The 20718-nt window shown below is 69.4% G+C and carries 22 protein-coding genes and 1 pseudogene; 10 read left to right on the forward strand and 13 right to left on the reverse strand.

Features of this window, described 5'->3' with window-relative positions:
- The first annotated feature begins 1 nt into the window (after position 1).
- Genes phnC through CIK77_RS15900 form a run of 4 tightly spaced genes read left to right on the forward strand, consistent with a single transcriptional unit; the run spans position 2 to position 3306 of the window.
- Positions 2–829, forward strand: a complete 828-nt coding sequence (phnC, locus tag CIK77_RS15885) for a phosphonate ABC transporter ATP-binding protein (RefSeq protein ID WP_087053890.1) — start codon at positions 2–4, stop codon at positions 827–829.
- On the forward strand, positions 826–1632 hold the full coding sequence (gene phnE / locus CIK77_RS15890; RefSeq protein WP_087053889.1) for a phosphonate ABC transporter, permease protein PhnE: 807 nt from the start codon (positions 826–828) through the stop codon (positions 1630–1632). Before phnC ends, phnE (CIK77_RS15890) begins: the two co-directional genes overlap by 4 nt.
- Complete coding sequence (phnE, locus tag CIK77_RS15895; RefSeq protein WP_087053888.1) at positions 1629–2465, forward strand: phosphonate ABC transporter, permease protein PhnE; 837 nt, start codon at positions 1629–1631, stop codon at positions 2463–2465. Before phnE (CIK77_RS15890) ends, phnE (CIK77_RS15895) begins: the two co-directional genes overlap by 4 nt.
- Complete coding sequence (locus tag CIK77_RS15900) at positions 2443–3306, forward strand: MurR/RpiR family transcriptional regulator (protein WP_087053887.1); 864 nt, start codon at positions 2443–2445, stop codon at positions 3304–3306. Before phnE (CIK77_RS15895) ends, CIK77_RS15900 begins: the two co-directional genes overlap by 23 nt.
- 65 nt (positions 3307–3371) lie before the next feature.
- Here CIK77_RS15900 and CIK77_RS15905 read toward each other — a convergent pair.
- Positions 3372–4673, reverse strand: a pseudogene (locus CIK77_RS15905) (bifunctional o-acetylhomoserine/o-acetylserine sulfhydrylase); the annotation flags it as partial.
- A 162-nt stretch (positions 4674–4835) separates the two neighbouring features.
- On the opposite strand from CIK77_RS15905, the gene CIK77_RS15910 reads away from it, so the two are divergent.
- On the forward strand, positions 4836–5528 hold the full coding sequence (locus CIK77_RS15910) for a uracil-DNA glycosylase (protein WP_087053885.1): 693 nt from the start codon (positions 4836–4838) through the stop codon (positions 5526–5528).
- Positions 5529–5536: 8 nt separating this feature from the next.
- Positions 5537–6193, forward strand: coding sequence for a GNAT family N-acetyltransferase (locus tag CIK77_RS15915; RefSeq protein WP_114347283.1), 657 nt, complete (start codon positions 5537–5539; stop codon positions 6191–6193).
- On the opposite strand, the gene CIK77_RS15920 is transcribed toward CIK77_RS15915, so the two are convergent.
- Both CIK77_RS15920 and CIK77_RS15925 read right to left on the reverse strand, forming a co-directional pair.
- Complete coding sequence (locus CIK77_RS15920) at positions 6178–7242, reverse strand: alcohol dehydrogenase catalytic domain-containing protein (RefSeq protein ID WP_087056355.1); 1065 nt, start codon at positions 7240–7242, stop codon at positions 6178–6180. The genes CIK77_RS15915 and CIK77_RS15920 overlap by 16 nt on opposite strands.
- A gap of 138 nt (positions 7243–7380) precedes the next feature.
- Positions 7381–7671: a winged helix-turn-helix transcriptional regulator gene (locus CIK77_RS15925; RefSeq protein ID WP_258861486.1), complete on the reverse strand. Its 291-nt coding sequence runs from the start codon at positions 7669–7671 to the stop codon at positions 7381–7383.
- A 111-nt stretch (positions 7672–7782) separates the two neighbouring features.
- On the opposite strand from CIK77_RS15925, the gene CIK77_RS15930 reads away from it, so the two are divergent.
- Positions 7783–8574, forward strand: coding sequence for an NAD(P)H-dependent oxidoreductase (locus CIK77_RS15930; protein ID WP_170934249.1), 792 nt, complete (start codon positions 7783–7785; stop codon positions 8572–8574).
- A gap of 10 nt (positions 8575–8584) precedes the next feature.
- Here the strand turns inward: CIK77_RS15930 and CIK77_RS15935 are convergent, their stop codons facing one another.
- The 7 genes from CIK77_RS15935 to CIK77_RS15965 all read right to left on the reverse strand — a co-directional run bounded on the left by CIK77_RS15935 (position 8585) and on the right by CIK77_RS15965 (position 16595).
- A complete protein-coding gene (locus tag CIK77_RS15935; protein WP_114347284.1) occupies positions 8585–10627 on the reverse strand; it encodes an Ig domain-containing protein in 2043 nt (680 codons plus the stop codon).
- A 92-nt stretch (positions 10628–10719) separates the two neighbouring features.
- Positions 10720–11505 carry an ABC transporter ATP-binding protein gene (locus CIK77_RS15940; RefSeq protein ID WP_087056358.1) on the reverse strand — a complete coding sequence of 262 codons (786 nt, stop codon included), beginning with the start codon at positions 11503–11505 and terminating at the stop codon, positions 10720–10722.
- Positions 11502–12308 carry an ATP-binding cassette domain-containing protein gene (locus CIK77_RS15945; protein ID WP_087056359.1) on the reverse strand — a complete coding sequence of 269 codons (807 nt, stop codon included), beginning with the start codon at positions 12306–12308 and terminating at the stop codon, positions 11502–11504. The genes CIK77_RS15940 and CIK77_RS15945 overlap by 4 nt, the downstream gene beginning before the upstream one ends.
- Entirely contained in the window at positions 12305–13174 is an 870-nt protein-coding gene (locus CIK77_RS15950; RefSeq protein WP_087056360.1) for an ABC transporter permease, read from the reverse strand. Before CIK77_RS15950 ends, CIK77_RS15945 begins: the two co-directional genes overlap by 4 nt.
- On the reverse strand, positions 13171–14127 hold the full coding sequence (locus CIK77_RS15955; protein WP_087056361.1) for an ABC transporter permease: 957 nt from the start codon (positions 14125–14127) through the stop codon (positions 13171–13173). The genes CIK77_RS15950 and CIK77_RS15955 overlap by 4 nt, the downstream gene beginning before the upstream one ends.
- Before the next feature lie 12 nt (positions 14128–14139).
- On the reverse strand, positions 14140–15657 hold the full coding sequence (locus CIK77_RS15960; protein ID WP_087056362.1) for an ABC transporter substrate-binding protein: 1518 nt from the start codon (positions 15655–15657) through the stop codon (positions 14140–14142).
- On the reverse strand, positions 15657–16595 hold the full coding sequence (locus tag CIK77_RS15965; protein WP_249268722.1) for an alpha/beta fold hydrolase: 939 nt from the start codon (positions 16593–16595) through the stop codon (positions 15657–15659). The genes CIK77_RS15960 and CIK77_RS15965 overlap by 1 nt, the downstream gene beginning before the upstream one ends.
- A gap of 228 nt (positions 16596–16823) precedes the next feature.
- Between CIK77_RS15965 and CIK77_RS15970 the strand changes: the two genes are divergently transcribed.
- From CIK77_RS15970 to CIK77_RS15980, 3 genes are read left to right on the forward strand one after another with little or no spacing between them, the layout of a single operon-like run.
- Positions 16824–17291, forward strand: a complete 468-nt coding sequence (locus tag CIK77_RS15970; protein WP_249268723.1) for a carboxymuconolactone decarboxylase family protein — start codon at positions 16824–16826, stop codon at positions 17289–17291.
- Positions 17288–18019, forward strand: coding sequence for a tyrosine-protein phosphatase (locus CIK77_RS15975; protein WP_087056364.1), 732 nt, complete (start codon positions 17288–17290; stop codon positions 18017–18019). The genes CIK77_RS15970 and CIK77_RS15975 overlap by 4 nt, the downstream gene beginning before the upstream one ends.
- A gap of 56 nt (positions 18020–18075) precedes the next feature.
- Positions 18076–18546, forward strand: coding sequence for an SIP domain-containing protein (locus CIK77_RS15980; protein WP_087056365.1), 471 nt, complete (start codon positions 18076–18078; stop codon positions 18544–18546).
- Between the two features lie 18 nt (positions 18547–18564).
- Here the strand turns inward: CIK77_RS15980 and CIK77_RS15985 are convergent, their stop codons facing one another.
- From CIK77_RS15985 to CIK77_RS15995, 3 genes are all read right to left on the reverse strand, one after another.
- Positions 18565–19023, reverse strand: a complete 459-nt coding sequence (locus tag CIK77_RS15985) for a Fe-S oxidoreductase (RefSeq protein ID WP_441896954.1) — start codon at positions 19021–19023, stop codon at positions 18565–18567.
- The gene (locus tag CIK77_RS15990) at positions 19023–19865 is read right to left on the reverse strand and encodes an arginase family protein (protein ID WP_087056366.1); all 843 of its coding nucleotides are present in this window, start codon (positions 19863–19865) and stop codon (positions 19023–19025) included. The genes CIK77_RS15985 and CIK77_RS15990 overlap by 1 nt, the downstream gene beginning before the upstream one ends.
- 100 nt (positions 19866–19965) lie before the next feature.
- On the reverse strand, positions 19966–20694 hold the full coding sequence (locus CIK77_RS15995) for a PspA/IM30 family protein (protein WP_087056367.1): 729 nt from the start codon (positions 20692–20694) through the stop codon (positions 19966–19968).
- Between the last annotated feature and the right edge of the window lie 24 nt (positions 20695–20718).

A 20718-nucleotide genomic window follows, 5' to 3' on the forward strand; every position in this document is an offset into this window, starting at 1 on the left:
TATGAGCACTCCCGCAGAACGGGCGGAGGCCGGTGTCGCACCGGCCTCCGCCTCGTGGCCGATCCGCCTCGACGGTGCGTCCGTCACCTACCCCAACGGCACGACGGCGCTGAGGAACGTCTCGCTCTCGATCTCGCCCGGCGAGATGGTCTCGGTGGTCGGATTGTCCGGGTCGGGCAAATCGACGCTGATCCGCACGATCAACGGGCTCGTGCCCGTCACCAGCGGCACCGTCGAAGTCGGTCCGTACACCGTTTCCGGCCTGTCAGGTCGGCGCCTGCGCGAACTGCGCGGGCACGTCGGCATGATCTTCCAGGGCTTCAACCTCGCCGAACGCGTCGACGTGTACCGCAACACCCTCGTCGGCCGGTTCGCGAGCTCGTCGTGGCTGCGGTCGCTGTTCGGCATCGCATCGGCCGAGGACCGTGAGATCGCGCTGCGCTCGCTCGAGGCCGTCGGCATGCTCGACAAGGTCTGGACGAGGGCCGGATCGCTCTCCGGCGGGCAGAAGCAGCGTGTCGCGATTGCGCGCGCCCTGTCGCAGAAGCCCAGCGTGATGCTCGCCGACGAGCCCGTTGCGAGCCTGGACCCGCCGACGGCGCACGCCGTGATGGCGGAGCTGGAGCGGATCGGCGTCGAGCGCGGGCTCACGGTGCTGGTGAACCTGCACCTGATGGACCTCGCCCGTGACTACACCACGCGCATGATCGGCCTGCGCGCCGGCGAGCTGGTGTACGACGGACCGGCCGCGAAGGCGACCGATGCCGACTTCGAGCAGATCTACGGGCGCCGGATCCAGCCACAGGACAGGCTCGGAGCCGAATCGTGACGACGACCGCTGCGCTCGCGGTCCCGGCGCGGCCGCGCACATGGCCGAAGAGGCTGGTCTGGGGCGTCGTCTTCGTCGTGTTCACAGTGCTCACCTGTCTGCCTGCCATCGGCGGGGTGGAGCTCGACTTCCAGGCGATCGCCCGCAACTGGCGCAACGGCGCGGACAAGATGCTGCAACTGCTCCAACCGGACTGGGCGTTCTTCCCGCGCACGCTGCAGCCCATGCTCGAAACGCTGCAGATGGCGCTCGTGGGCGCCGTCGCCGCCGCACTCGTCTCCGTGCCGCTGACGCTGTGGGCCGCACGCCCGACGAACCCCGATGGAGTCACGCGCGGCATCGTGCGCACAGTCGTCAACGTCATCCGGTCCGTTCCCGACCTCGTGTACGCGACGATCTTGGTGGCCCTCGTCGGTGTGGGGGCGCTGCCGGGCCTTCTCACGCTGTTCCTGTTCGACATCGGCATCATCGTCAAGCTGGTCTCCGAGGCGATCGACTCGTCCGAGCATCCGTATCTGGAGGCGGGGCGCGCCGCGGGGTCGACGCAGGGGCGGCTCAACCGCACGCTGGCACTGCCGCAGAACCTGCCGCTGTTCGCGAACCAGTGGCTGTACGTGCTCGAGCTGAACGTACGCATCTCGGCGATCCTCGGCATCGTCGGCGCGGGCGGAATCGGCCGTCTGCTCGACGAGCGCTTCGGCTTCTATGCCTATGACGACGTGTCGATCATCATTCTGGAGATCCTCGTCGTCGTGCTCATCATCGAGGTCTGCTCGAACCTGCTGCGGAGGAGGATCGCATGACCGGTGTGACATCCGGACGCCCGATGGCGCTTCCGAAGCCGCCGTCGCGTGCGGTCCAGACGATCTGGGCTGTCATCGTCGGCGCGGTCATCATCGTCGCGACGGCGACGATGGGCATCGACTGGAACAAGCTGCTCGGCCTGCCTGCGGCGTCCGCCGAATACGGCGCGCTGATGTTCGCCTCGCCCGACTGGAGCAGCCTCACCCGCGCTCTGTTCGAGATGTGGCGCTCGATTTCGATGGCATGGCTCGGCGCGCTGCTGTGCGTCGTGGTCTCGATCCCGCTCGGCATGCTGGCCGCCAGGGGCGTGGGCCCCGCGTGGCTGCGCACGGTCCTGCGCGGCGTGTTCGCCGTGATCCGCGCGGTTCCCGAGGTCATCATCGCGCTGGTGCTGCTCACCATCACGGGGCTGACTCCGTTCACCGGCGCGCTCGCACTGGGCATCGCGGGCATCGGCACGCAGGGCAAGTGGGTGTACGAGACCATCGAGTCCCTCTCCGAGGGCGCGACGGAGGCCGTGCGCGCCGCGGGCGGCGGTCGCGTCGCCGTGCTGCGCTGGGCGCTCTGGCCGGCCGCGCTGCCATCGCTGATGTCGTTCGCGCTGTACCGCTTCGAGATCAACATCCGCACCTCGGCCGTGCTCGGGCTCGTCGGTGCCGGCGGCATCGGAAGCATGCTGTCCAACTACACGAACTATCGTGAGTGGTCTACCGTCGGAATGCTGCTCATCGTCGTCATCGTGGCCACGATGCTCATCGACGCCGTCTCCGGGGCTCTGCGCCGCCGCATCATGGAAGGACCTGGCACACGTGGCTTGGGAAGGATCCGCTGACGCACCGCCGACCGCGAGGATCGTCGCGCTGGCCCCGTCGATGCACTCGGGCGAGCGCCGCGTCGCCGCCGCCATCGCAGAAGATCTCGCCGGTACGGTCGAGCGCACGGCGCAGGAGGTCGCCGAGGCGGTCGGGGTGGGCCGAGCGACGGTGATCCGCGCGGCCCAGACGCTGGGATACGACGGGTTCCCGCAGCTGCGGGTCGCCGTCGCAGGCGAGCTCGCGCTGAGCGCCATGTCAGGCGAGCTCACGGCAGACGGCACGCTGCTGGGGTCGCTGCGCGCGTCGTTTGACCGCTTCGCGAGCCGCATCGGCCACACGATCGCCGGCCTGACCGAGGAGTCCCTCGAGACGTTCGTGCGCGCCCTCGATACGGCCGGCCGCGTGCTCGTGGTCGCGAACGGGCTGTCATCGCCGCTCGCCCTCGATCTCGTGCTGCGGCTCAGCTCAGCAGGGCGACCGGCCGAGCTGCTGTTCGACCCGCTGGCACAGCGCATCGCGGCGCGTCAGCTCGGCGAGGGATCCGTGTGCCTGGTGGTGTCGGGATCGGGCGCGAACGAGGAGACCATCGCTGTGGCGCGCGCCGCGGCCGGGGGCGGGGCCAGCGTTCTCGCGATGACGTCGTTCGCGAGCTCGCCGATCACCGAGGCTGCCGACGCTGCGCTGATCGTGCCGCCCGTGAACGATTCGTTCCGCGACGAACTGCTGCACACCAGCAGGGCTGCGCTGATGCTCGTCACGGAGGCGCTCGTCGACGCCGTGATCACGCGCCGCGGCGACCGTGGCCGCGACGCGCGCGCCGCTGTGCTCGCCGAGCTCGGGACCGCCATCCGCGAATAGCTCAGCTGCGCAACGACGAAGCCGCCGCCGTCCGGTTGGTCCGGACGGCGGCGGCTTCTGGCGGGTCAGGCCCGCGCTGCCTTGGCGGCGGCGAACGCCTGCTCGAGGTCGGCGGTGAGGTCGTCGATGTGCTCCAGACCGACGGAGAGGCGCACCAGGCCAGGCGTGACGCCTGCGGTGAGGCGCTCCTCCGGGGTGAGCTGGGAGTGCGTCGTCGATGCGGGATGGATCACCAGCGAGCGCACGTCGCCGATGTTGGCGAGGTGGCTGAACAGCTGCAGCGAGTCGACGAACGCACGGCCGGCGTCGACGCCGCCCGCCAGTTCGAAGGACAGCACGGCGCCGGAGCCCTTCGGGGCGTACTTCTCGGCGTTGGCGTGCCACGGCGACGACGGCAGGCTGCCGTAGTACACCGTCGCGACGTCCTCGCGAGCCTCGAGCCAGCTCGCGATCGCCTTCGCGTTCTCGACGTGGCGCTCCACGCGCAGCGACAGCGTCTCGAGGCCCTGGATGAGCTGCCATGCGTTGTTCGGCGCGACGGCGGCCCCCAGATCGCGCAGCAGCTGCACGCGGGCCTTCGTGATGTAGGCGACGGCGTCGCCGAGCACACCGGTGTAGCTGACGCCGTTGTACGACTCGTCCGGCTCGGTCAGGCCGGGGAACTTGTCGGCGTGCTTGGACCACTCGAAGCTGCCGCCGTCGACGATCGCACCGGCGATGACGGTGCCGTGGCCGGAGAGGAACTTCGTGGCGGAGTGCACGACGATGTCGGCGCCGTGCTGCAGTGGCTGGATGAGGTACGGCGTGCCGATGGTGTTGTCGACGATCAGGGGCAGGCCTGCCTCGTGCGCGATGTCGGCGACGGCTTCGATGTCGAGCACGTTGATGCGCGGGTTGCCGATCGTCTCGGCGAAGAGCAGCTTGGTGTTGGGCCGGATGGCGGCGCGCCACTCGTCGAGGTCGTCCTGGTTCTCGACGAAGGTCACCTCGATGCCGAGCTTGGCGAGGGTGAACTTGAACAGGTTGTAGGTGCCGCCGTAGATGGAGCTCGACGAGACGATGTGGTCGCCCACCTGCGCGATGTTGAGCACGGCGAAGGTCTCGGCCGCCTGGCCGCTGGCGACCAGAAGTGCGCCGGAGCCGCCCTCGAGTGCGGCGATGCGCTCCTCGGCGACCTGCTGGGTCGGGTTCATGATGCGGGTGTAGATGTTGCCCGTCTCCGCCAGGGAGAACAGGCTCTCTGCGTGATTCGCATCCCGGAACACGTAGGACGTCGTCTGGTACAGCGGTGTCGCGCGCGCCCCGGTCGTGGGGTCGGGCTGGGCACCGGAGTGGATCTGCTGCGTCTCGAACTTCCAGTTCATGCTCTGTTGGCTCCTTCGTCGAACGGGCGGGCGCCAGCGGTTCGCGTCCTCCGGCGGGTGGTGCTCCGACGCTACGTGCGCCGACACACACTGGCAACGGTACTGAAATCTTCCGTCACATGCGCGCGCCCCGGACGGCTCGGCTGGGCACGTAGGCTGAAATGCATGACTGGCAAGTCACTGGCAGAGCTCACCGACGCAGGCCTGATCGATTCCGGATGGGGGAGCGCCCTCGAGCCCGTTGCGGCGGACATCGCCGCGCTGGGCGAGCGGCTCCGCGTCGGGCAGGCGGAGGGACGGCCGTATCTGCCTGCCGGTGAGCGCGTGCTGCGCGCGTTCCAGCGCCCGTTCGACGAGGTGCGGGTGCTGATCGTCGGCCAGGATCCGTATCCGACACCTGGACATCCTGTCGGCCTGTCCTTCTCCGTCGAGCGCGACGTGCGGCCCGTTCCGCGCAGCCTGCAGAACATCTATCGCGAGCTGCGCGACGACCTCGGCATCGAGCCCGCAGACCACGGCGACCTGTCGTCGTGGGTCGATCAGGGCATCATGCTGCTCAACCGCGTGCTCACCGTCTCGCCTGGGCAGCCGGCGTCGCACCGCGGCTGGGGCTGGGAGAGCGTCACGGAGCACGCCATCCGGGAGCTCGTCGGGCGGGACAAGCCGCTCGTGGCGATCCTGTGGGGTGCGCAGGCGCGCTCGCTCGTGCCCCTGCTCGGTGACACCCCGCGCATCGAATCCGCGCACCCGTCGCCGCTGTCGGCGAGCCGTGGGTTCTTCGGCTCCCGGCCGTTCTCACGCGCGAACGCCCTGCTGGAGCAGCAGGGCGCGGCTCCCGTCGACTGGAGCGTTGGGTAACCGGACGAATGCTCGAATCGGAATACAACAAGCGTCGACGACTGCCGAGGCACCTGAGGCGCTCTCCGGACGGGGAGCGGCCGTTCTCCTACGAGATCCGCCCCGCGAGGCTCGCAGACATGCCAGACGTGCGCGAGATCTACAACTACTACGTGCGCAATTCGGTCGTCACCTTCGACGAGAAGCCGTGGACGCACACGCAGTGGCGCGAGAAGTTCGAGTATCTGCACCGGCTGGGGCTGCCGTTCCTGGTCGCCGTGGCGCCGACGGGCCAGGTGCTCGGCTACGCGCTGGCCTCGCCATGGTCGGGCAAGAGCTCGTTCCGATACACGGCGGAGAACTCGATCTATTTGGGGCCGGGGGCGGCGGGCAAAGGGCTGGGCGGGGCACTGCTCGGGGCGCATATCGACGCGTGCGAGGAATTCGGTCTGCATGAGATCGTCGCGGTGATCAGCGATCGAAGCGCGGATGCGTCGATCGCGCTGCACGAGAAGTTCGGCTTCCGCGAAGTGGGCCGGATGGGCAGGGTCGGGTTCAAATTCGGACGGTGGCTTGGCACGATCTACCTGCAGAAATCGCTCAAGGGTCGCAGGCGCCCCGGACCTCTGTCACGGATGTTCGGGCGAGCAGGCGCAAGGGAACGCGCCCCTCAGCGCCGCGGCTGAACGGCGGTGCGCGGGGCGATCGGCGCCGGCCCGGCGAGCAGGCTCGGCAGGTACGACAGCGGAACGGCCGGCGTGACCAGCTGCTCCCACGGCCAGCGGGAGCGGGCTTCTGTGAGGTAGTCGATCGCGAGCGAGAGATGGTGCGGCTCCGCGCCGCTGACACCCGAGACGCTCTGCCAGCGTGCGGTGACGCGATGGGTGTCCAGGTCGGCGTTGCCGTGACCGGGGGCGGGCGTGGACCGGTGCTGCTCGACGAGGATGAGGCGGCCGCCGATCGTGAGCGCTCGCAGCGCGGCGGAGGTCACGTCTCCGGATCGAGTGAAGTCGACCACGATGTCGGCGTCCGGCAGACCGTCGTGCGGGTCGACTGTCTCCGTCGCGCCGAATGTGCGGGCGAGGTGGCGGCGTGCCGCGTCGCGGTCGACCACCACGATCGAGGCGGCGTCGCTGTCGTTCGCATAGGCGGCTGCGGTCAGTCCGAGCAGGCCGGCTCCCAGGATGAGCACGCGCGCTCCGCGGAGCGAGCCCACAGCGTCGAATGCGGAGATCACGGTCGCGGCGGAGCACCCGGCCGACGCGGCGACGGGGTCGCAGAGATCGTGCGGAACGGGCGCGATCGCGGCGCCGCGGGGGAGGAGCAGGTGCCTGGCGAATGTGCCTGACAACGGCCACGGTCCGTCGATGCTCTGCTCGCCGAGCGACATCGACTTCCGGCACGCGGCGGTCAGACCCGCCCTGCACCTGTCGCATCTGCCGCAGGTCACCGTCGGCGCCCACACCACGCGTGTGCCTGGCTCGACGGAAGCGTCCGCTCCTGCGCGGAGTACGCGCCCCACGCCCTCATGCCCGAGGATCCGCGCTTGCCCCTGCTGGTTCTGCGCCGCCTTGCGATCTGCGCCGCACACGGTCGCCAGATCGATGGCCACGATGACCTCGCCGGGACCGGGATCCGGCACGTCGACGCGCTCGATCGAGACCGCGTCGTCGCGATGCACAGCTGCTGTCGTCGCGGCCTGCGTCTCCGTGGAAAGCGGACGAGCCAGAGACATATGGTCACCTCCCCGTGGTCCCTCACCATGCTGGTGGGCCGGGCAGAACGCACTCCGGATGCCGGGTGAACGCGGTGTGAACGACAGGAGCGAGTTTGTTCATGCCCCGCAGGGAACATTCGTGCGGGACGCAGTCGCTCACACCCCGTGACGCTGTGCGAACTCCGCGCCCCATGCGTCCATCGCGCTCACGATCGGTTCGAGGGAGCGGCCCGTCTCGCTCAGGGCGTACTCGACTCGCGGCGGCACCTCCGGGAACGCGGTGCGCTGCACGATGCCGTCTTCCTCGAGTTCGCGCAGCTGACGCGTCAGCGTCTTGGTGTTCGCCAGCGGCACCAAGCGGCCGATCTCGTTGAAGCGTCGCGTTCCGGCGAGAAGATGCTTCACGAGCGTCAGCTTCCACGTTCCGCCCAGGACGGAGACGGCCACCTCGACTGGGCAGACTTCCATTGCTCGCGATACCGGCAACCGCATGATCTCTCCTAAGCGACAAAAATGTCCGTACTGGCGTGATCTATCCTATTGAGTCAGCATCGACATATGCACGACACCGACGACACCGCTTCCACGATCCTCTGGATCAGCGCCCATCCGGAATCGCGCTCGCTGAACGGGAGTCTTCGACGCGACGGCATCGCGCATCTTCGCAGGCAGGGCAGCGTGGTCATCGAATCCGATCTCTACGCGATGGGCTGGGACCCTGTGCTGCGGGCCGCCGACGGCGGACGCGATTCCTGCACAGGGGAGCCGTTCCGCGTCAGCGCGGATACCCGCGACGCCTATCGTTCCGGAGCTCAGCGCCCGGACGTCGGCGCTGAGCAGGACAAGCTCCGCCGCGCAGACGCGGTCGTCGTCCAGTTCCCCCTGTGGTGGTACGGCATGCCGGCCATTCTCAAGGGGTGGTTCGACCGCGTCTTCGTCAGCGGTTTCGCGTTCGGCACGGATCACGTCACCGGGCGCAGACTGCGCTTCGAACGGGGGCCGTTCGTCGGCAAGCGCGCCTTCGTCGTGACCACGCTCGGTGACAGGCCGCGAGCCATCGGCCCGCGCGGCAAGTCAGGTGAGCTGCATGAACTGCTCTTCGGGCTGCTCCACGGCACGTTCGCCTACACGGGGATGAGCGTACTGCCGACGTGGGCGCTCCCCAGCGCCGATCGCCTCACGGACTACGCAGAAGTGCGAGACGACCTGCATCAGCGCCTGGACCGGCTGTTCACCGACGAGCCGATCGCGTACCGCCCGCAGTTCGCCGGCGACTACACCGAGGAGTGGGAGCTCGCCTCGCACGTGCGGCCAGGCGAACACGGCGTGCGCGTGCACGTCGAGGACTAGCGATGCGCGGTCACCGACGTGCGGCGCGGCGCGCGAACAGCACAGACGCTGCCCCCGCGAACAGCAGACCGAATCCCATCGCGCCGAGGTACGGCACGCTGGATGCGGCGTCGAAGCCCGTCGCTGGCAGCTCGGTCGTGCCGTCGGTGCCGCCGGTGCCGCCGGAGCCGTCGGTGTCGTCGGGGAGGACGTCGGTGTCGTTCGTGTCCGGCGGCGTCGGGTCAGGCACCACTGGTGCGTCGGCGACGGTGACGGTGAGCTCGATCTCGTCGGTGAGGCCGATCTCGTCGGTGACCCGCACCGTGAGGGCTGCTGAGCCCGCCGCCTCGGGCGTGCCCGCGATCGCGCCGGTGTCCGGGGCGAGAGTCAGACCAGAGGGAAGCGCACCATCGACGATCTCCCACACGAGCGGCGCTGCGCCGCCGGTCGCCGCCACGGCGGTCTGATAGGGCTCGCCGACGACTCCGTCCGGCAGGGAAGCGGTCGTGATCATCGGCGGGTCGTTCTGCACCCATCCGGAGTGCAGCGGCACGTCGATCGGTGTGCCGTCGCCGCTCAGATCCGCGCTGAGCACGGTGTCGTCGCCGACCGGCTCGTCGGTGGCGGCTGTGTCGAGGTACCACGCGTCGAAATCACGGTCGTCGAGTGCGGGAACAGGAAGATCCGATGCGGACAGCTCGGCATCGGCGAGCGCGGCGGCGTAGACCGTCATCTGCTCCGGCGCGACTGTTCCGCCCTGTACGCGGAACTCGAGCAGGTAGTTGTGCTCGGTCACGGTCAGCGGGGCTTCGGTCACCGCGACGGTGTGCGCGATCGCCCCGGAGTTGGTGACCGTTCCCGCACCGGTGAGCGCGCCTTCACCGGTGATCGTGCCGGGGTTGGTCGCCGCCGCTCCTTCGGAGAGCACGATCGCGCTGTCCGCGGCGACGTGCAACGTGCCTGCATTGTGCAGCGTTCCGAACTCGCCCGTGTCGGGCGAATCGGCGCAAGCAGATCCGAAGCAGTTGTTTCCGCCTCCGATCGCCGTGCTGTCTGACGAGCCGTTGTCCGGGTTGTGTCCGGAGACGACCGTCACGTCCGCGCCATCGTCGATGACGACGTCGCCGCCTGCACCTCCCTGCCCTGTCCTGGCTCCGCCGCCTCCGATACCCGCTCCGCCGCCGATCGAGCCGTAGCTCATGCCACCGCCAGCGGTCACTCGTGCATCGCCGCCGATGTGCACCGTGCCGCCCATGCCGCCGTCGACGTCGCCGCTGACGGCCGCTCCGCCGCCGATGCCTGCGCCCAACGACGTGGTTCCTGCGGTCACCGTGCCGCCGGTGATCGTGACGTCACCGCGGTCGCCGGGTCCCTCGCCGTAGTCGGCACCGCCTCCGATGCCGGCGCCGCCGTAGATGCCGAGGGCTTTGATGGCTCCACCGGTGACGGTCAGCGTACCGGCGTCACCGCTTCCGCCACCGCCGATGCCCGCGCCGCGAGCCCCGCCCTGCGCATCGACCGTGCCGCCGGTGATGGTGACGTCGCCGCCTGCACCGTGGTTCCCGCCGCCGATGCCCGCGCCTCCGGCGGGTGCGGTCAGCGTCACGGTGCCGCCCGCGATCGTGATGCTGCCTGCGGAGTCACCCGAACCGCCGCCGATGGCGGCGGAAGAAGCCCCACCTCTGGCCTGAAGCGCTCCGCCGCCTGCCCCGTCCTCGATGCGAAGCGCCGCATCCGCAGGAACGGAGATGCCCGCGGCGAGCTCGGGACCCGTGACTTCAAGTGTGTGGCCGTCGAGATCCAGGGTGACGGATGTGCCGCTTGTGACAGTCAGCGGCGCGTCATCTGGGGAGACCGTCACATCACCGCACAGGGTGACGGCTGCGCCATCGGCTGCGTTGTTGAACGCGGCGGTGAAGGCGGCTGCATCACACGCCGCCTGCGGTTCCTCTGCGGCGGCCGGGGCCGTTGCGAGACCGAGGGCGGCGAGGCCCGCGACGACCGTCAGTCCCGCGTTGCGGAGGATCTGAGAGCGTGGGGACGTTCCGGCGTCAGAGTCGACGTCTCGCGGCATGGATCGGGTCCTCTCCTGCGACGACTCGCGCAGGGGCGGCGAAGTCTCGACAAACATACCGGTATGAACTCTCGATCGCCAGAGGTGCTGCTCTATGCTTCCAGCGTCGGGATCGCGGCGAGCAGCCTGCGGGTGTAGTCCTCGCGGGGGGAGTGGAGCACCTCGGCGACGGGGCCGCGTTCGACGATGCGGCCATCCGACATCACGACGACGGTGTCGCAGAGGTTCTGCACCACGCCGATGTCGTGGCTGACCATCACGAGCGTGAGGTTCGTCTCGGTGCGCAGCTGCCGCAGCAGATCGAGGATCCGCGCCCTGACGGTCACGTCGAGCGCGGACAGCGGTTCGTCGCCGACCAGGATCTCCGGTCGGTGCACGATCGCGCGGGCGAGCGCGATGCGCTGGCGCTGACCGCCGGAGAACTCGTGCGGGTGGCGGTCGGCCGCTTCGGCGTCCAAGCCGACCTGTGCCAGCACTTCGCGCACGCGCTCCAGCCGGGCCGCGTGGTCCGGTTCGATTCCCAGCGCCCACAGCGGTTCGCCGACGATCCGGCCCACGCTCATCCGGGGGTCGAGCGATGCGTAGGGGTCCTGGAACACGACCCCTGTCATCCGGCGCAGCCAGTGCAGCGATCTCGCCGACGCACGGGAATCGACGCGGCGCCCCGCGATCTCGACGGTGCCGGATGATGCGCGGTCGAGCCCGAGCAGCAGTCGGACGAGCGTCGATTTGCCCGAGCCCGATTCGCCGATGATGCCGACGGACTCGCCGGCGGCGACCTCGATGTCGGCAGGGTGCAGCGCGGTCGTCGTGCGCTTCGGGCGAGGGGCGGGGTAGGTGCGCCCGAGGCCGGAGGCGCTGATGATCGGATCGGTCACGGCGTGCTCCCCTCGTCGCCTCGCGCGCCGGGGCGCCACAGTGTCGCCTTCGCGTCGCGCAGCAGCTGCTGCGTCACCTCGTGCGACGGTGCGGTGAGCAGTCGCTCGACAGTGCCGTGCTCGACCACCCGCCCGCGCTCGAGCACGATGCCGTGAGAAGCCACCTGAGCGAGCACCGCGAGGTCGTGCGTGATGAACAGCAACGACGTGCCGTCGTCGTCGACGAGGCCGAGCAGCAGGTCCAGGATCTCTGCCTGGATGGTGACGTCGAGGGCTGTCGTCGGCTCGTCGGCGATGATCATGCGCGGTTCCGCGGCCAGGGCGGCGGCGATCGCGACGCGCTGGCGCTGGCCGCCGGAGAGCTGGTGCGGGTGACGGAGCACGATCGCCTCTGGCTCCGGAAGGCGCACCCGCCCCGCCAGATCGACGGCGAGACGACGCGCGTGCGCACGCGAGAGACCGCGATGGATCCGCGCGGCCTCCGATATCTGCCTGCCGACCGTGCGGATCGGGTTGAGCGCAGTCTGCGGCTCCTGGAACACCATGGCCGTGCCTGCGCCGCGCAGTCGGGCGCGCTCGCGGTCGGGCATGTTCACCAGCTCGCGGCCGTCCCACTCGACCGATCCTGTGACCTCGGCGCCCTCGGGCGCGAGACCCATCAGAGCCAGTGCGGTGAGCGACTTCCCCGATCCGGATTCTCCGATCAGACCGATGCGGGCGCCGTCCGGAACCTCGAACGAGACGCCGTCGACGACCGCCTCGCCGCCGAACGCGATCCGCAGGTCCTTCACGCTCAGGCTCATGCGACCACTCCCGGTCCGTCGTGCGGGATGCGGCGCCGGCCCGAGCGCAGCGTCGGATCGGTGGCGTCGCGCAGCGCGTCGCCGAGCAGGTTGAAGGCGAGAACGGCGGCGGTGATGGCCAGGCCCGGCCACAGCACGGAGAGGGGATGCACGGAGAGGTAGCGCTGCAGCTCGCTGAGGAGCACGCCCCAGCTCGGCTCGGTCACGCTCGCGCCGAAGCCCAGATACGACAGACCCGCCTCGGCCAGCACAGCGACGGCCATGCCCCACGACAGCTGCACGATGAAGATCGGCGCGACGTTGGGCAGCAGGTGCCTGATGAGGTTCTGCATCGGCGTGAGGCCGGATGCCCGGCCCGCCAGCACGAAGTCGCTGGAGAGCACGCGGCGCAGCTCCGGCCGAGTGACGCGCGCGATGTTCACTCCGAAGCCGAGCCCGACCGACGCGACGACCACCCAGAGCGAACCGCCCCAGACGGCGGAGATCATCATGGCGATCAGCAGCACGGGGAAGGCGACGAAGATGTCGATGATCACGGCGACGGATTCGCGCACCCACCGCGGCGTGAGGGCTCCGAGCGCGGCCATGGCGAGGCCGAACACGCAGGAGACGCAGGCGGCGCCGACGGCCACGACAACGGTTGTGCGGGCGCCGACCATGACCAGGCTCAGGATGTCGCGGCCCGTGTTGTCCGTGCCGAGCAGGTGCGGCCAGCCCGGCCCGGCCCAGCGCGCCGACGTGTCGACGGTGAGCGGGTCGAACGGCGTCCACACGAGCGAGACGAGCGCCGTCGCGACGACCAGTGCGACCACGACGAGGCCGAAGAGTCCTGTCGGAGAGCGCACGAGGCGCGACATCACGGTCATCTCTCCTCCTCCCGCTGCCTCGGGTCGATCACGCGGTGCACGAGGTCGACGATGAAGCCGACGATCAGCACGAAGCCGGTCAGCGCGAGGAGCTCTCCCTGCACCTTCTCCAGGTCGCGGGTGCCGACGTCGGAGACCAGCATCCGGCCGATGCCCGGCAGGTTGAACACCTGCTCGATGACGACAGCGCCGACGATGATGCCCGCGATCTGCAGTCCGAGCACGGTCACGATCGACAGGCCGACGCTCGGCAGCCCGTGCCGCAGCAGCGCCTGCGTTCTGGTGAGCCCCTTCGCCGCCGCAGTGCGCACGAAGTCGGCCCCCATCGCCTGCAGAGTGGCGCTGCGCACGAAGCGCAGCAGCATGGCGCCCTCGACGACGCCGATCGTGACGGCGGGCAGGATCAGCGATTCGAGCGCGCGGCCGGGCGTGGCCCAGCCGGTTCTCGTGGGGAAGCCCTGCACGGGCAGCCAGCCGAGCCATACGGCGAACACCACCACGAGCATCATGCCGGCCCAGACGACGGGAACGGCGGCGAGGGACTGGGCGACGAATCCGATCGCCTGGCCGTCCGCGTGCCGGCGTCGCACGGCGGACAGAACGCCGAACGGGACGGCCACGGCCAGCGCGATCACCAGCGCCAGCAGCCCCAGCGGCACCGTGACCTGGGCCTTCTCCGCGAGTTCTTCTGCGACCGGGGCCCCGCTGAGGTGCGACGTGCCGAGGTCGCCGGTGAGCACCCCGCCCATCCAGCTCGCGTACTGCTCGAACAGCGGGCGGTTCAGCCCGAGGCCCTCCCTGACGGCCTGCACCTGCTCCGGAGTTCCGCCCGTGCCGGCGATCACCTGCGCCACGTCTCCCGGCAGCACGCGCAGCGTGAGGAAGATGATGGCGCTGGCGGCGACCAGGCCGAGCACCAGCAGCGCCAGCCGGGTGAGGACGTACCGGATCATGGGATCGGCGCGCTACTGACCCGTGTAGGACACCCCGGCCAGGGGCAGTCGGGAGTTGAGCGAGTCGACGGGGAAGTTCTCCACGCCGGGAACGGTCGCCGTGATCTGCTCCGCCGTGTACAGCCAGTCGGCCGCGTGGTCCTCGGAGACCTGGCGGGCCACCTCGGCGAGCAGCACGTTCGACTCCTCAGGGTTGGTCACCGTCATCGCCTGGTGGTGCAGCTCCTGCACCATCGGGTTGTCGTAGTGGAAGTAGTAGTCGGGGTTCGCGAAGTTCACCAGGTCGCGCGGTTCGACGTGATTGACCATGCTGAGCTCGTAGTCGCCGTTGGTGTAGACGTCGTTGAGCCAGGTCGGGAACTCCACCGGGTCGACCTTCAGCTCGACGCCGATGTCCCGGTAGGCGGAGACGAGGAACGTCGATATGGTCGTGCCGTAGAAGCTCGGCACCGTCAGCGTCAGCGAGAGGTCGGTGGTGCCGGCCTCCGCGAGCAGGCGCTCGGCCTCATCCGGGTCGTACGGCGCGACCTCGGAGAGATCCTCGAAGCCGGGGTCCAGCTCCGGCACCGGGCCGTACTGGGTCACTCCCGCGCCGATCGTCTCGACCAGGGCGTCGTGGTCGATCGCCAGCCGAAGCGCCTGTCGGACGCGGGGGTCGTCAAGCGGCTCGACCGCGTTGTTGAACCCGAGCACGTACTTGTCGGTCGTGCGCCCGTAGGTCAGTTCGAAGCCGTCGACGCCGTCGATCTGCGGCACGAGATCGGCCTGCACGGGGGTGAGCACGTCGAGCTCCCCGCCGAGCGCGGCATTCACACCGGCGTTGAAGTCTTCGATGTAGCTCACGTCGACCTCGGCGACCCCTGCAGGCTCGCCCCAGTAGTCGTCGTTGCGGGTGAGGACGATGCCGTCACCTGGCGCCCAATCGTCGACGACGAAGGGACCCGTGCCGTTGGCGGACGTCTTCATGTCCGTCTCATCGTCGGAGTCGAAGACGAGGCCGGCGGGGGTCGTCAGCGTGAACAGGAAGTTCTGATTCGGCTCGCTCAGCGTGATCACGACGCCGTCGGACGACTCCTCGACCGATGCGACGCCGGCGAAGTCGTCGTGGCCCTGCACGGTGTCGTCGTCGATGACCTGCTGCAGCGAGGCGACCACGTCGCTCGGGGTCAGCTCGCCGCCGCCGTGGAAGGTCACGTCCTCGGCGAGGGTGAAGGAATAGGCCAGGCCGTCGTCCGAGACCTCGTACTGCTCGGCCAGCGCTTCGACGATCTCGCCCTCCTGTGTGCGGGTGACCAGGCCCTGATAGACGTTGTCGACGAGGATCTGCTCGAGTGCTGCCCCAGAGGTGTGCCGGATGTCGAGGTTGTCCGGAGCGAGCACCAGGCCGACGCGCAGCGTCGCATCCGGATCAGCGCCGACGGCCGGTGCGGTCTCCGGCTCGTCGCCCGTGCACGCTGCCAGCGTGAGGCCCGCGATGACCACACCGGCGGCGACGGCGGAGCGACGGCCGAGAGAAAGGGGGAGGAGCATCAGCTGTGCGCCTTTCGGATCACGTCGGCCAGCTCCCGCGGAGCGACCTCCTGGACGTTGTGGGGAGCATCGAGGGCGACGATCGACGCGGACGGAATGTGCTCACGGAACACGTCGGCCGCGCTGTCGTCGACGAAGCCGCGGGTGCCGCGCACCAGCGTGGTCTCGGCGCGCACGGTCTCGAGGTCGCGCCAGCTGGCCGCCTGGTCGATGGTGCGTGCGGACGACGAGGCGTCGAGGGCGTGTGCGGCGATCGTCGCGAAGTGATGCTTCCACTCGACGACACCGTCCTCGCGCACACGGGAGTTGAGATGCACACCGCGACGCGCCTCGACGCGGTCGCCGCCGAGCCCGAACGACACGGCGTAGTCGACGAGCTCCTCGCGCGAGGAGAACTCCAGCCGCTCGTAGAACGCGCGCAGCTTCTCTGGGCCGCCCTGGTCGATCGACGGCGTGATGTCGACGAGGACCAGCCGCGAGACGAGGTCGGGGCGGGCGGCGGCGACGGCCGCGGCGGTGAGGCCCCCGAGGGACTGGCCGACGAGCACAACGGGGGTGCTCGCCACAGCCTCGATCACACCGATCACGGCGGGGGCGATCGTGTGCGGGGAGTAGTCGGCGTCCTCGCGCCACGCGGAGTCGCCGTGGCCCGGCAGGTCGACCGCGAGGACGGGCTCGCCGAGGGAGAGGACGGTGGCGTCCCAGGTGTGCGCGTTCAGCCCCGCACCGTGCAGGAGCACGATATCTGCTGGCGCGTCGCCGTACGCGATGGCGCTGACAACGGCACCGGCGGAGGAAGCGACATCGATGCGCTCGGCGTTCGGAACCGCGGCGCCGAGCCGTTCGGCCTGGCCGGCCAGGAAGGAGAACTCCTCGGCATCATGGGGCACGAGCCCCGACTGCTGCGTCGCAGTCGAGCCTGAGTGGTCGGATGCCACGTCAGATCCTTTCGTGAGGCGAGCCGGAGAGTCGATCCGGATGGCTCTATTCTGCGGGTCTTCACGACTCCGAGCGAAATCTGAAGGCGATGTGCACGCTACACGGCCGCATGGACATGTCATGATGTAGATGATTCGTGATCGATGCATGTCGATCTGATCCGGTCAGCTGAGTGTCCGTTGCCCACGATACGGTGTGAGAACACTCGCGCATCGATGGGAGACGACGTGACATCCACTCGCGTGCACCTGAACAAGACCGCACCTGACGCGTACAAAGCGCTCAGCGCGTTCGCCGACACCGCGGCTCGCATCGCCGCCGAGAACGGCGTCGACGATCGGGTCAAAGAGCTCGTCCTGCTGCACTGCTCGCAGCTCAACGGCTGCGCCTACTGCGTTCGCGTGCACACCGACCGCGCGGCGAAGGCCGGCGTCGGGTACGACGACCTCGCGCAGCTGCCGGTGTGGCGCGAGTCCGGCGTCTTCAGCGAGCGGGAGCGCGCGGCGCTCGAGCTGGCAGAAGCGTTCACCTTCATCCACTCCGGCGGTGTCTCCGACGACGTGTACGCGCGCGCGACGTCGGTGCTCACCGACGCCGAGTACGCCGGGGTCAGCTGGCTGGCCGTCGAGATCAACGCCTTCAACCGCGTCGTGCTCGCCTCTCGGCTGCAGACGAACCCCGTCGCCCGCTCGTGACGGCGAGGGAGACCGCATCGTGGCCAGGCGTCGACGGTGCCATCAACTTCCGCGACGTCGGCGGTCTTCCCGCGTCCGGCGGCATCACCCGGCGCGGGGTGCTGTTCCGCTCCGGTGCGCTCTCGGAGCTGACCCCTGAAGGGCAGCGGCGGCTGCGGGATCTGGGCATCCGGCGCATCATCGATCTGCGCTCCGATGAGGAGCTGGCGACGGAGCCGAGCCGTTCCGGCGGCATCGAGACATTCCATCTGCCGCTGTTCCTCGGGTCTGCAGGGTCGTTCTTCCGGCCGGATATGACGCTCGAGCTGATGTACCGCTCCCTGCTCGACCAGGCGGGGGAGCGGCTGACGTGGGCGGCACGGCTGATCGCCGAGGATGATCCGGTCGTCGTGCACTGCACAGCGGGCAAGGATCGCACCGGGGTGACGACCGCGCTCGTGCTCTCGGCCGTCGGAGTCGCCGATGAGGCCATCGTGGCCGACTACGCGCGCACGGAGTCCCTGCTGCCTGAGACGCGCAACCGCGCCATGCTGGCAGGCCTGCGGGCGTCAGGGCTCGATCAGGAGAATCTCATCGACCTCGCGATGCGCTCGCCTGCCCACGTGATGGCGGGGTTCCTGACGGAGCTGCGGCAGCGCCACGGGTCGGCGCAGGAGTGGTTCCGCGAGCAGGGCATGTCGGCGGCGGAGCTGCGCGGTCTGCGCGACGCACTCGTCGACGGCGAATGAGGCGTCTTCGCCTCTCGGTTTGTTTGTAGGTAAGGCTCGCCTATACTGGAGGAGCCATGAACACCGACACCACTCAGCACAACAGCGCAGCGTGCCGCGCCTCGCGTCACACGCGCGTGCAGCACCTGATCACGGCCGACGAATCGTCGCTGATCGATCTCGAGATTCTGCTCGCGACGCTGCCGCTGTGCTCGACGGGGCGCGTGTTCATCGAAGTGCCGGACGCATCGGCGATCGGCACCGTCTCGGCTCCTCCGCGCATGGTGGTGACCTGGTTGGACCGCTCCGCCCGCACTGGCGCACCGGGCAGCGGGCGGTCGTGCCGTCAGGGAGAGGCGCTGTCGCGCGCCGTGACCGCATGGGCGAACGAGATGATGTGCGATTCCGACGACGCGACGCGGGTGCACCTGCTCGGCGGGTTCCTCGGCACAGCAGACATCATCGACCACCTCACCGACGGTCTCGGAGTCGCCCGCGATCGTGTCGAGGTTCCCGACTGGTACCCGGCCGGCGTGCGCGCCCGCTGAGGCGTTCCTTCGCGCCGTTCACCCGGTGATGTAGCCGCCGTCTGCGAGTCCGGCGTCGATCTCGAACCGATTGCGGAGCGGGTCGCGCCCCGCCAGCAGGTAGAGCACGGGCATCAGCAGGCCATAGCGCCGCCACTGCCGCAGGTGCACGCGTTCGTGGTCGCGCACACGAGCCGGTTCGGCCGCACGATGTGTGAGGAAGCATCGCCCGACGCAGACGCCTCCCCGTGCGTGGGTGAAGCGCGGCATGCCGCGGAAGACGAACAGCTCACCGCTGCGTTCGACACGGCCGGTGCTCCACAGCGTGCCCCAGACGAATCCGAACGCGGTGGCCACCAGACTCCCGGCGCGGCTGATGGGTGAGTCGAGCAGGAACGGCGGGATGTGCCTGTCGAGCTCGCGGCCGTGCTCCGCGCGCAGCTCGGCGATCTCGCGCCACTCGGCCGGCGGGGCGTCGCGGGGGAACCACAGCCTCACTATGCGCCCTGCTGCGACTTCGTCAGCGCGGAGACGAGTCGCAGGATCGTGCCCATGTCGTCGACGGCGGCCGCGGGGGTCGACGGCGCGAACCCGGAGATCGTCGCGCCGGCGAGATCGAACCTGGCGCGCAGAGCGCCGATCGCGTCGATGAGCGTCTGCAGGGTGAGGCCGAAGGGCACGGATGATGAGACGCCGCCGATCTCGCTCGGGTCGAGCACATCGAGTGAGACGTGCAGGAACAGGCGCTGCGCACCGCGGGGAGCGAGTGCCTCGGCGATCGCTGTGGGATCGCCTGTGAGCTCGTCGACCGAGACGGCGGCCATTCCGCCCGAGTCGAGCAGCTCGGCTTCCGCGTCGTCGTACTCGCGCGCACCTGCGAGGACGACGCGCACCGGGTCGATCCGACCTCGTTCGAAGGCGAGTCCGCCGCCGAAGCCTCCCGTCATCGCACGCAGTGCCATCCCCTCATAGGAGCCGTCCCTGCTCGTCTCAGGGGAATGCAGCGCGGCGTGCGCCGAGAACCAGGCGACGGCGATGTCGGCGCCGCCCGACGCGAGCGCATCGAGCGCGCCGACGGTCACGGTCGCGTCGCCCCCGACGACGATGGCTGGGGGCTCTGCCGCGGCGACGGCCTCGGCGATCGACGTTCTGATCCGCATCAGCGAGCTGGCCCTGTGCACACCGGTGCCGATGGCCTCACCGGCTTCCAACGGCACGTCGACGCGTGAGCACGCGGCGCTGGGCAGATCACCGGCGATGGCTTCCGCGCCGTCGATCAGCGCCATCGCACGAGAAGAGGCCGACCCCTGCCACTGGGGCACTACGACGAACCGGCTCATGTGTCCATTCTGCCCCGCGACGACCCGAGCCGCCAGAAACACGCGAGGCGCAGGCCGGAGCGAGTCCGGTCTGCGCCTCGCGCGGAGTGCGCTCGCTCCGTCAGGAGGCGAGCTCTCCCTGGCCGGTCTTGAGCGCGGCGAGGCGAGCTTCGACCTCGGTGAGCTCGCCCATGTCATCGAGCGCCTCGAACTGCGAGTCGAGGGAGGACGCGGCGATCTCCGCCTTGCCCGTCGCGAGCGCCTCCTGGCGGCGCACCTTCTCCTCGAAGCGGCCGAGGTCGCTGGTCGGGTCCATCACGTTGATGGACTTGACGGCGTCGTGGACCTTGTTCTGGGCCTCGGCGGTCTTGGCACGGGCGACGAGCTGGTCGCGCTTCGTCTTCAGGTCGACGAGCTTCTGCTTCATGCCGGTCAGGCCGGCCTTGAGCTTCTCGACCGTCTCGGTCTGCGAGGCGATCTGGGGCGCGGCGTCCTTCGCGTCCTTCTCCTCGGCGATCTGACGCTGCAGAGCGACCTTCGCGAGGTTGTCGAACTTGTCGGCGCCGGCGGTGTCGCCCGAGGTGCGCATCTCGTCGGCCTTGCGGCTGGCGGCGATGGCCTTGTTGCCCCATTCCTTCGCGGTCTGGATGTCCTCGGCGTGGTCGCGCTCGAGCAGTCGCAGATTGCCGATGGTCTCGGCGATCGCGGCCTCGGCGTCGGCGATGTTGTTCGTGAAGTCGCGGATCAGCTGATCCAGCATCTTCTCCGGATCCTCCGCCTGGTCGATCATGGCGTTGACGTTCGCCCTGATCAGTGTGGAGATGCGACCGAAGATCGACTGCTTGCTCATGTGGTTTCCCTTCGTAGGTGAGTA

It is taken from the genome of Microbacterium sp. JB110 (assembly GCF_003335195.1).
Classification (GTDB): Bacteria; Actinomycetota; Actinomycetes; order Actinomycetales; family Microbacteriaceae; genus Microbacterium.

Coding starts and splice junctions, on each gene's coding strand:
- CIK77_RS15945 (WP_087056359.1), bottom strand. CDS start 12,308: ATGAGCCTGAGCGTGAAGGACCTGCGGATCGCGTTCGGCGGCGAGGCG.
- CIK77_RS15995 (WP_087056367.1), bottom strand. CDS start 20,694: ATGAGCAAGCAGTCGATCTTCGGTCGCATCTCCACACTGATCAGGGCG.
- CIK77_RS15920 (WP_087056355.1), bottom strand. CDS start 7,242: ATGTCTCTGGCTCGTCCGCTTTCCACGGAGACGCAGGCCGCGACGACA.
- CIK77_RS15930 (WP_170934249.1), top strand. CDS start 7,783: ATGCACGACACCGACGACACCGCTTCCACGATCCTCTGGATCAGCGCC.
- CIK77_RS15915 (WP_114347283.1), top strand. CDS start 5,537: ATGCTCGAATCGGAATACAACAAGCGTCGACGACTGCCGAGGCACCTG.
- CIK77_RS15955 (WP_087056361.1), bottom strand. CDS start 14,127: ATGATCCGGTACGTCCTCACCCGGCTGGCGCTGCTGGTGCTCGGCCTG.
- CIK77_RS15990 (WP_087056366.1), bottom strand. CDS start 19,865: ATGAGCCGGTTCGTCGTAGTGCCCCAGTGGCAGGGGTCGGCCTCTTCT.
- CIK77_RS15910 (WP_087053885.1), top strand. CDS start 4,836: ATGACTGGCAAGTCACTGGCAGAGCTCACCGACGCAGGCCTGATCGAT.
- CIK77_RS15950 (WP_087056360.1), bottom strand. CDS start 13,174: ATGACCGTGATGTCGCGCCTCGTGCGCTCTCCGACAGGACTCTTCGGC.
- CIK77_RS15980 (WP_087056365.1), top strand. CDS start 18,076: ATGAACACCGACACCACTCAGCACAACAGCGCAGCGTGCCGCGCCTCG.
- CIK77_RS15960 (WP_087056362.1), bottom strand. CDS start 15,657: ATGCTCCTCCCCCTTTCTCTCGGCCGTCGCTCCGCCGTCGCCGCCGGT.
- phnC (WP_087053890.1), top strand. CDS start 2: ATGAGCACTCCCGCAGAACGGGCGGAGGCCGGTGTCGCACCGGCCTCC.
- CIK77_RS15935 (WP_114347284.1), bottom strand. CDS start 10,627: ATGCCGCGAGACGTCGACTCTGACGCCGGAACGTCCCCACGCTCTCAG.
- phnE (WP_087053888.1), top strand. CDS start 1,629: ATGACCGGTGTGACATCCGGACGCCCGATGGCGCTTCCGAAGCCGCCG.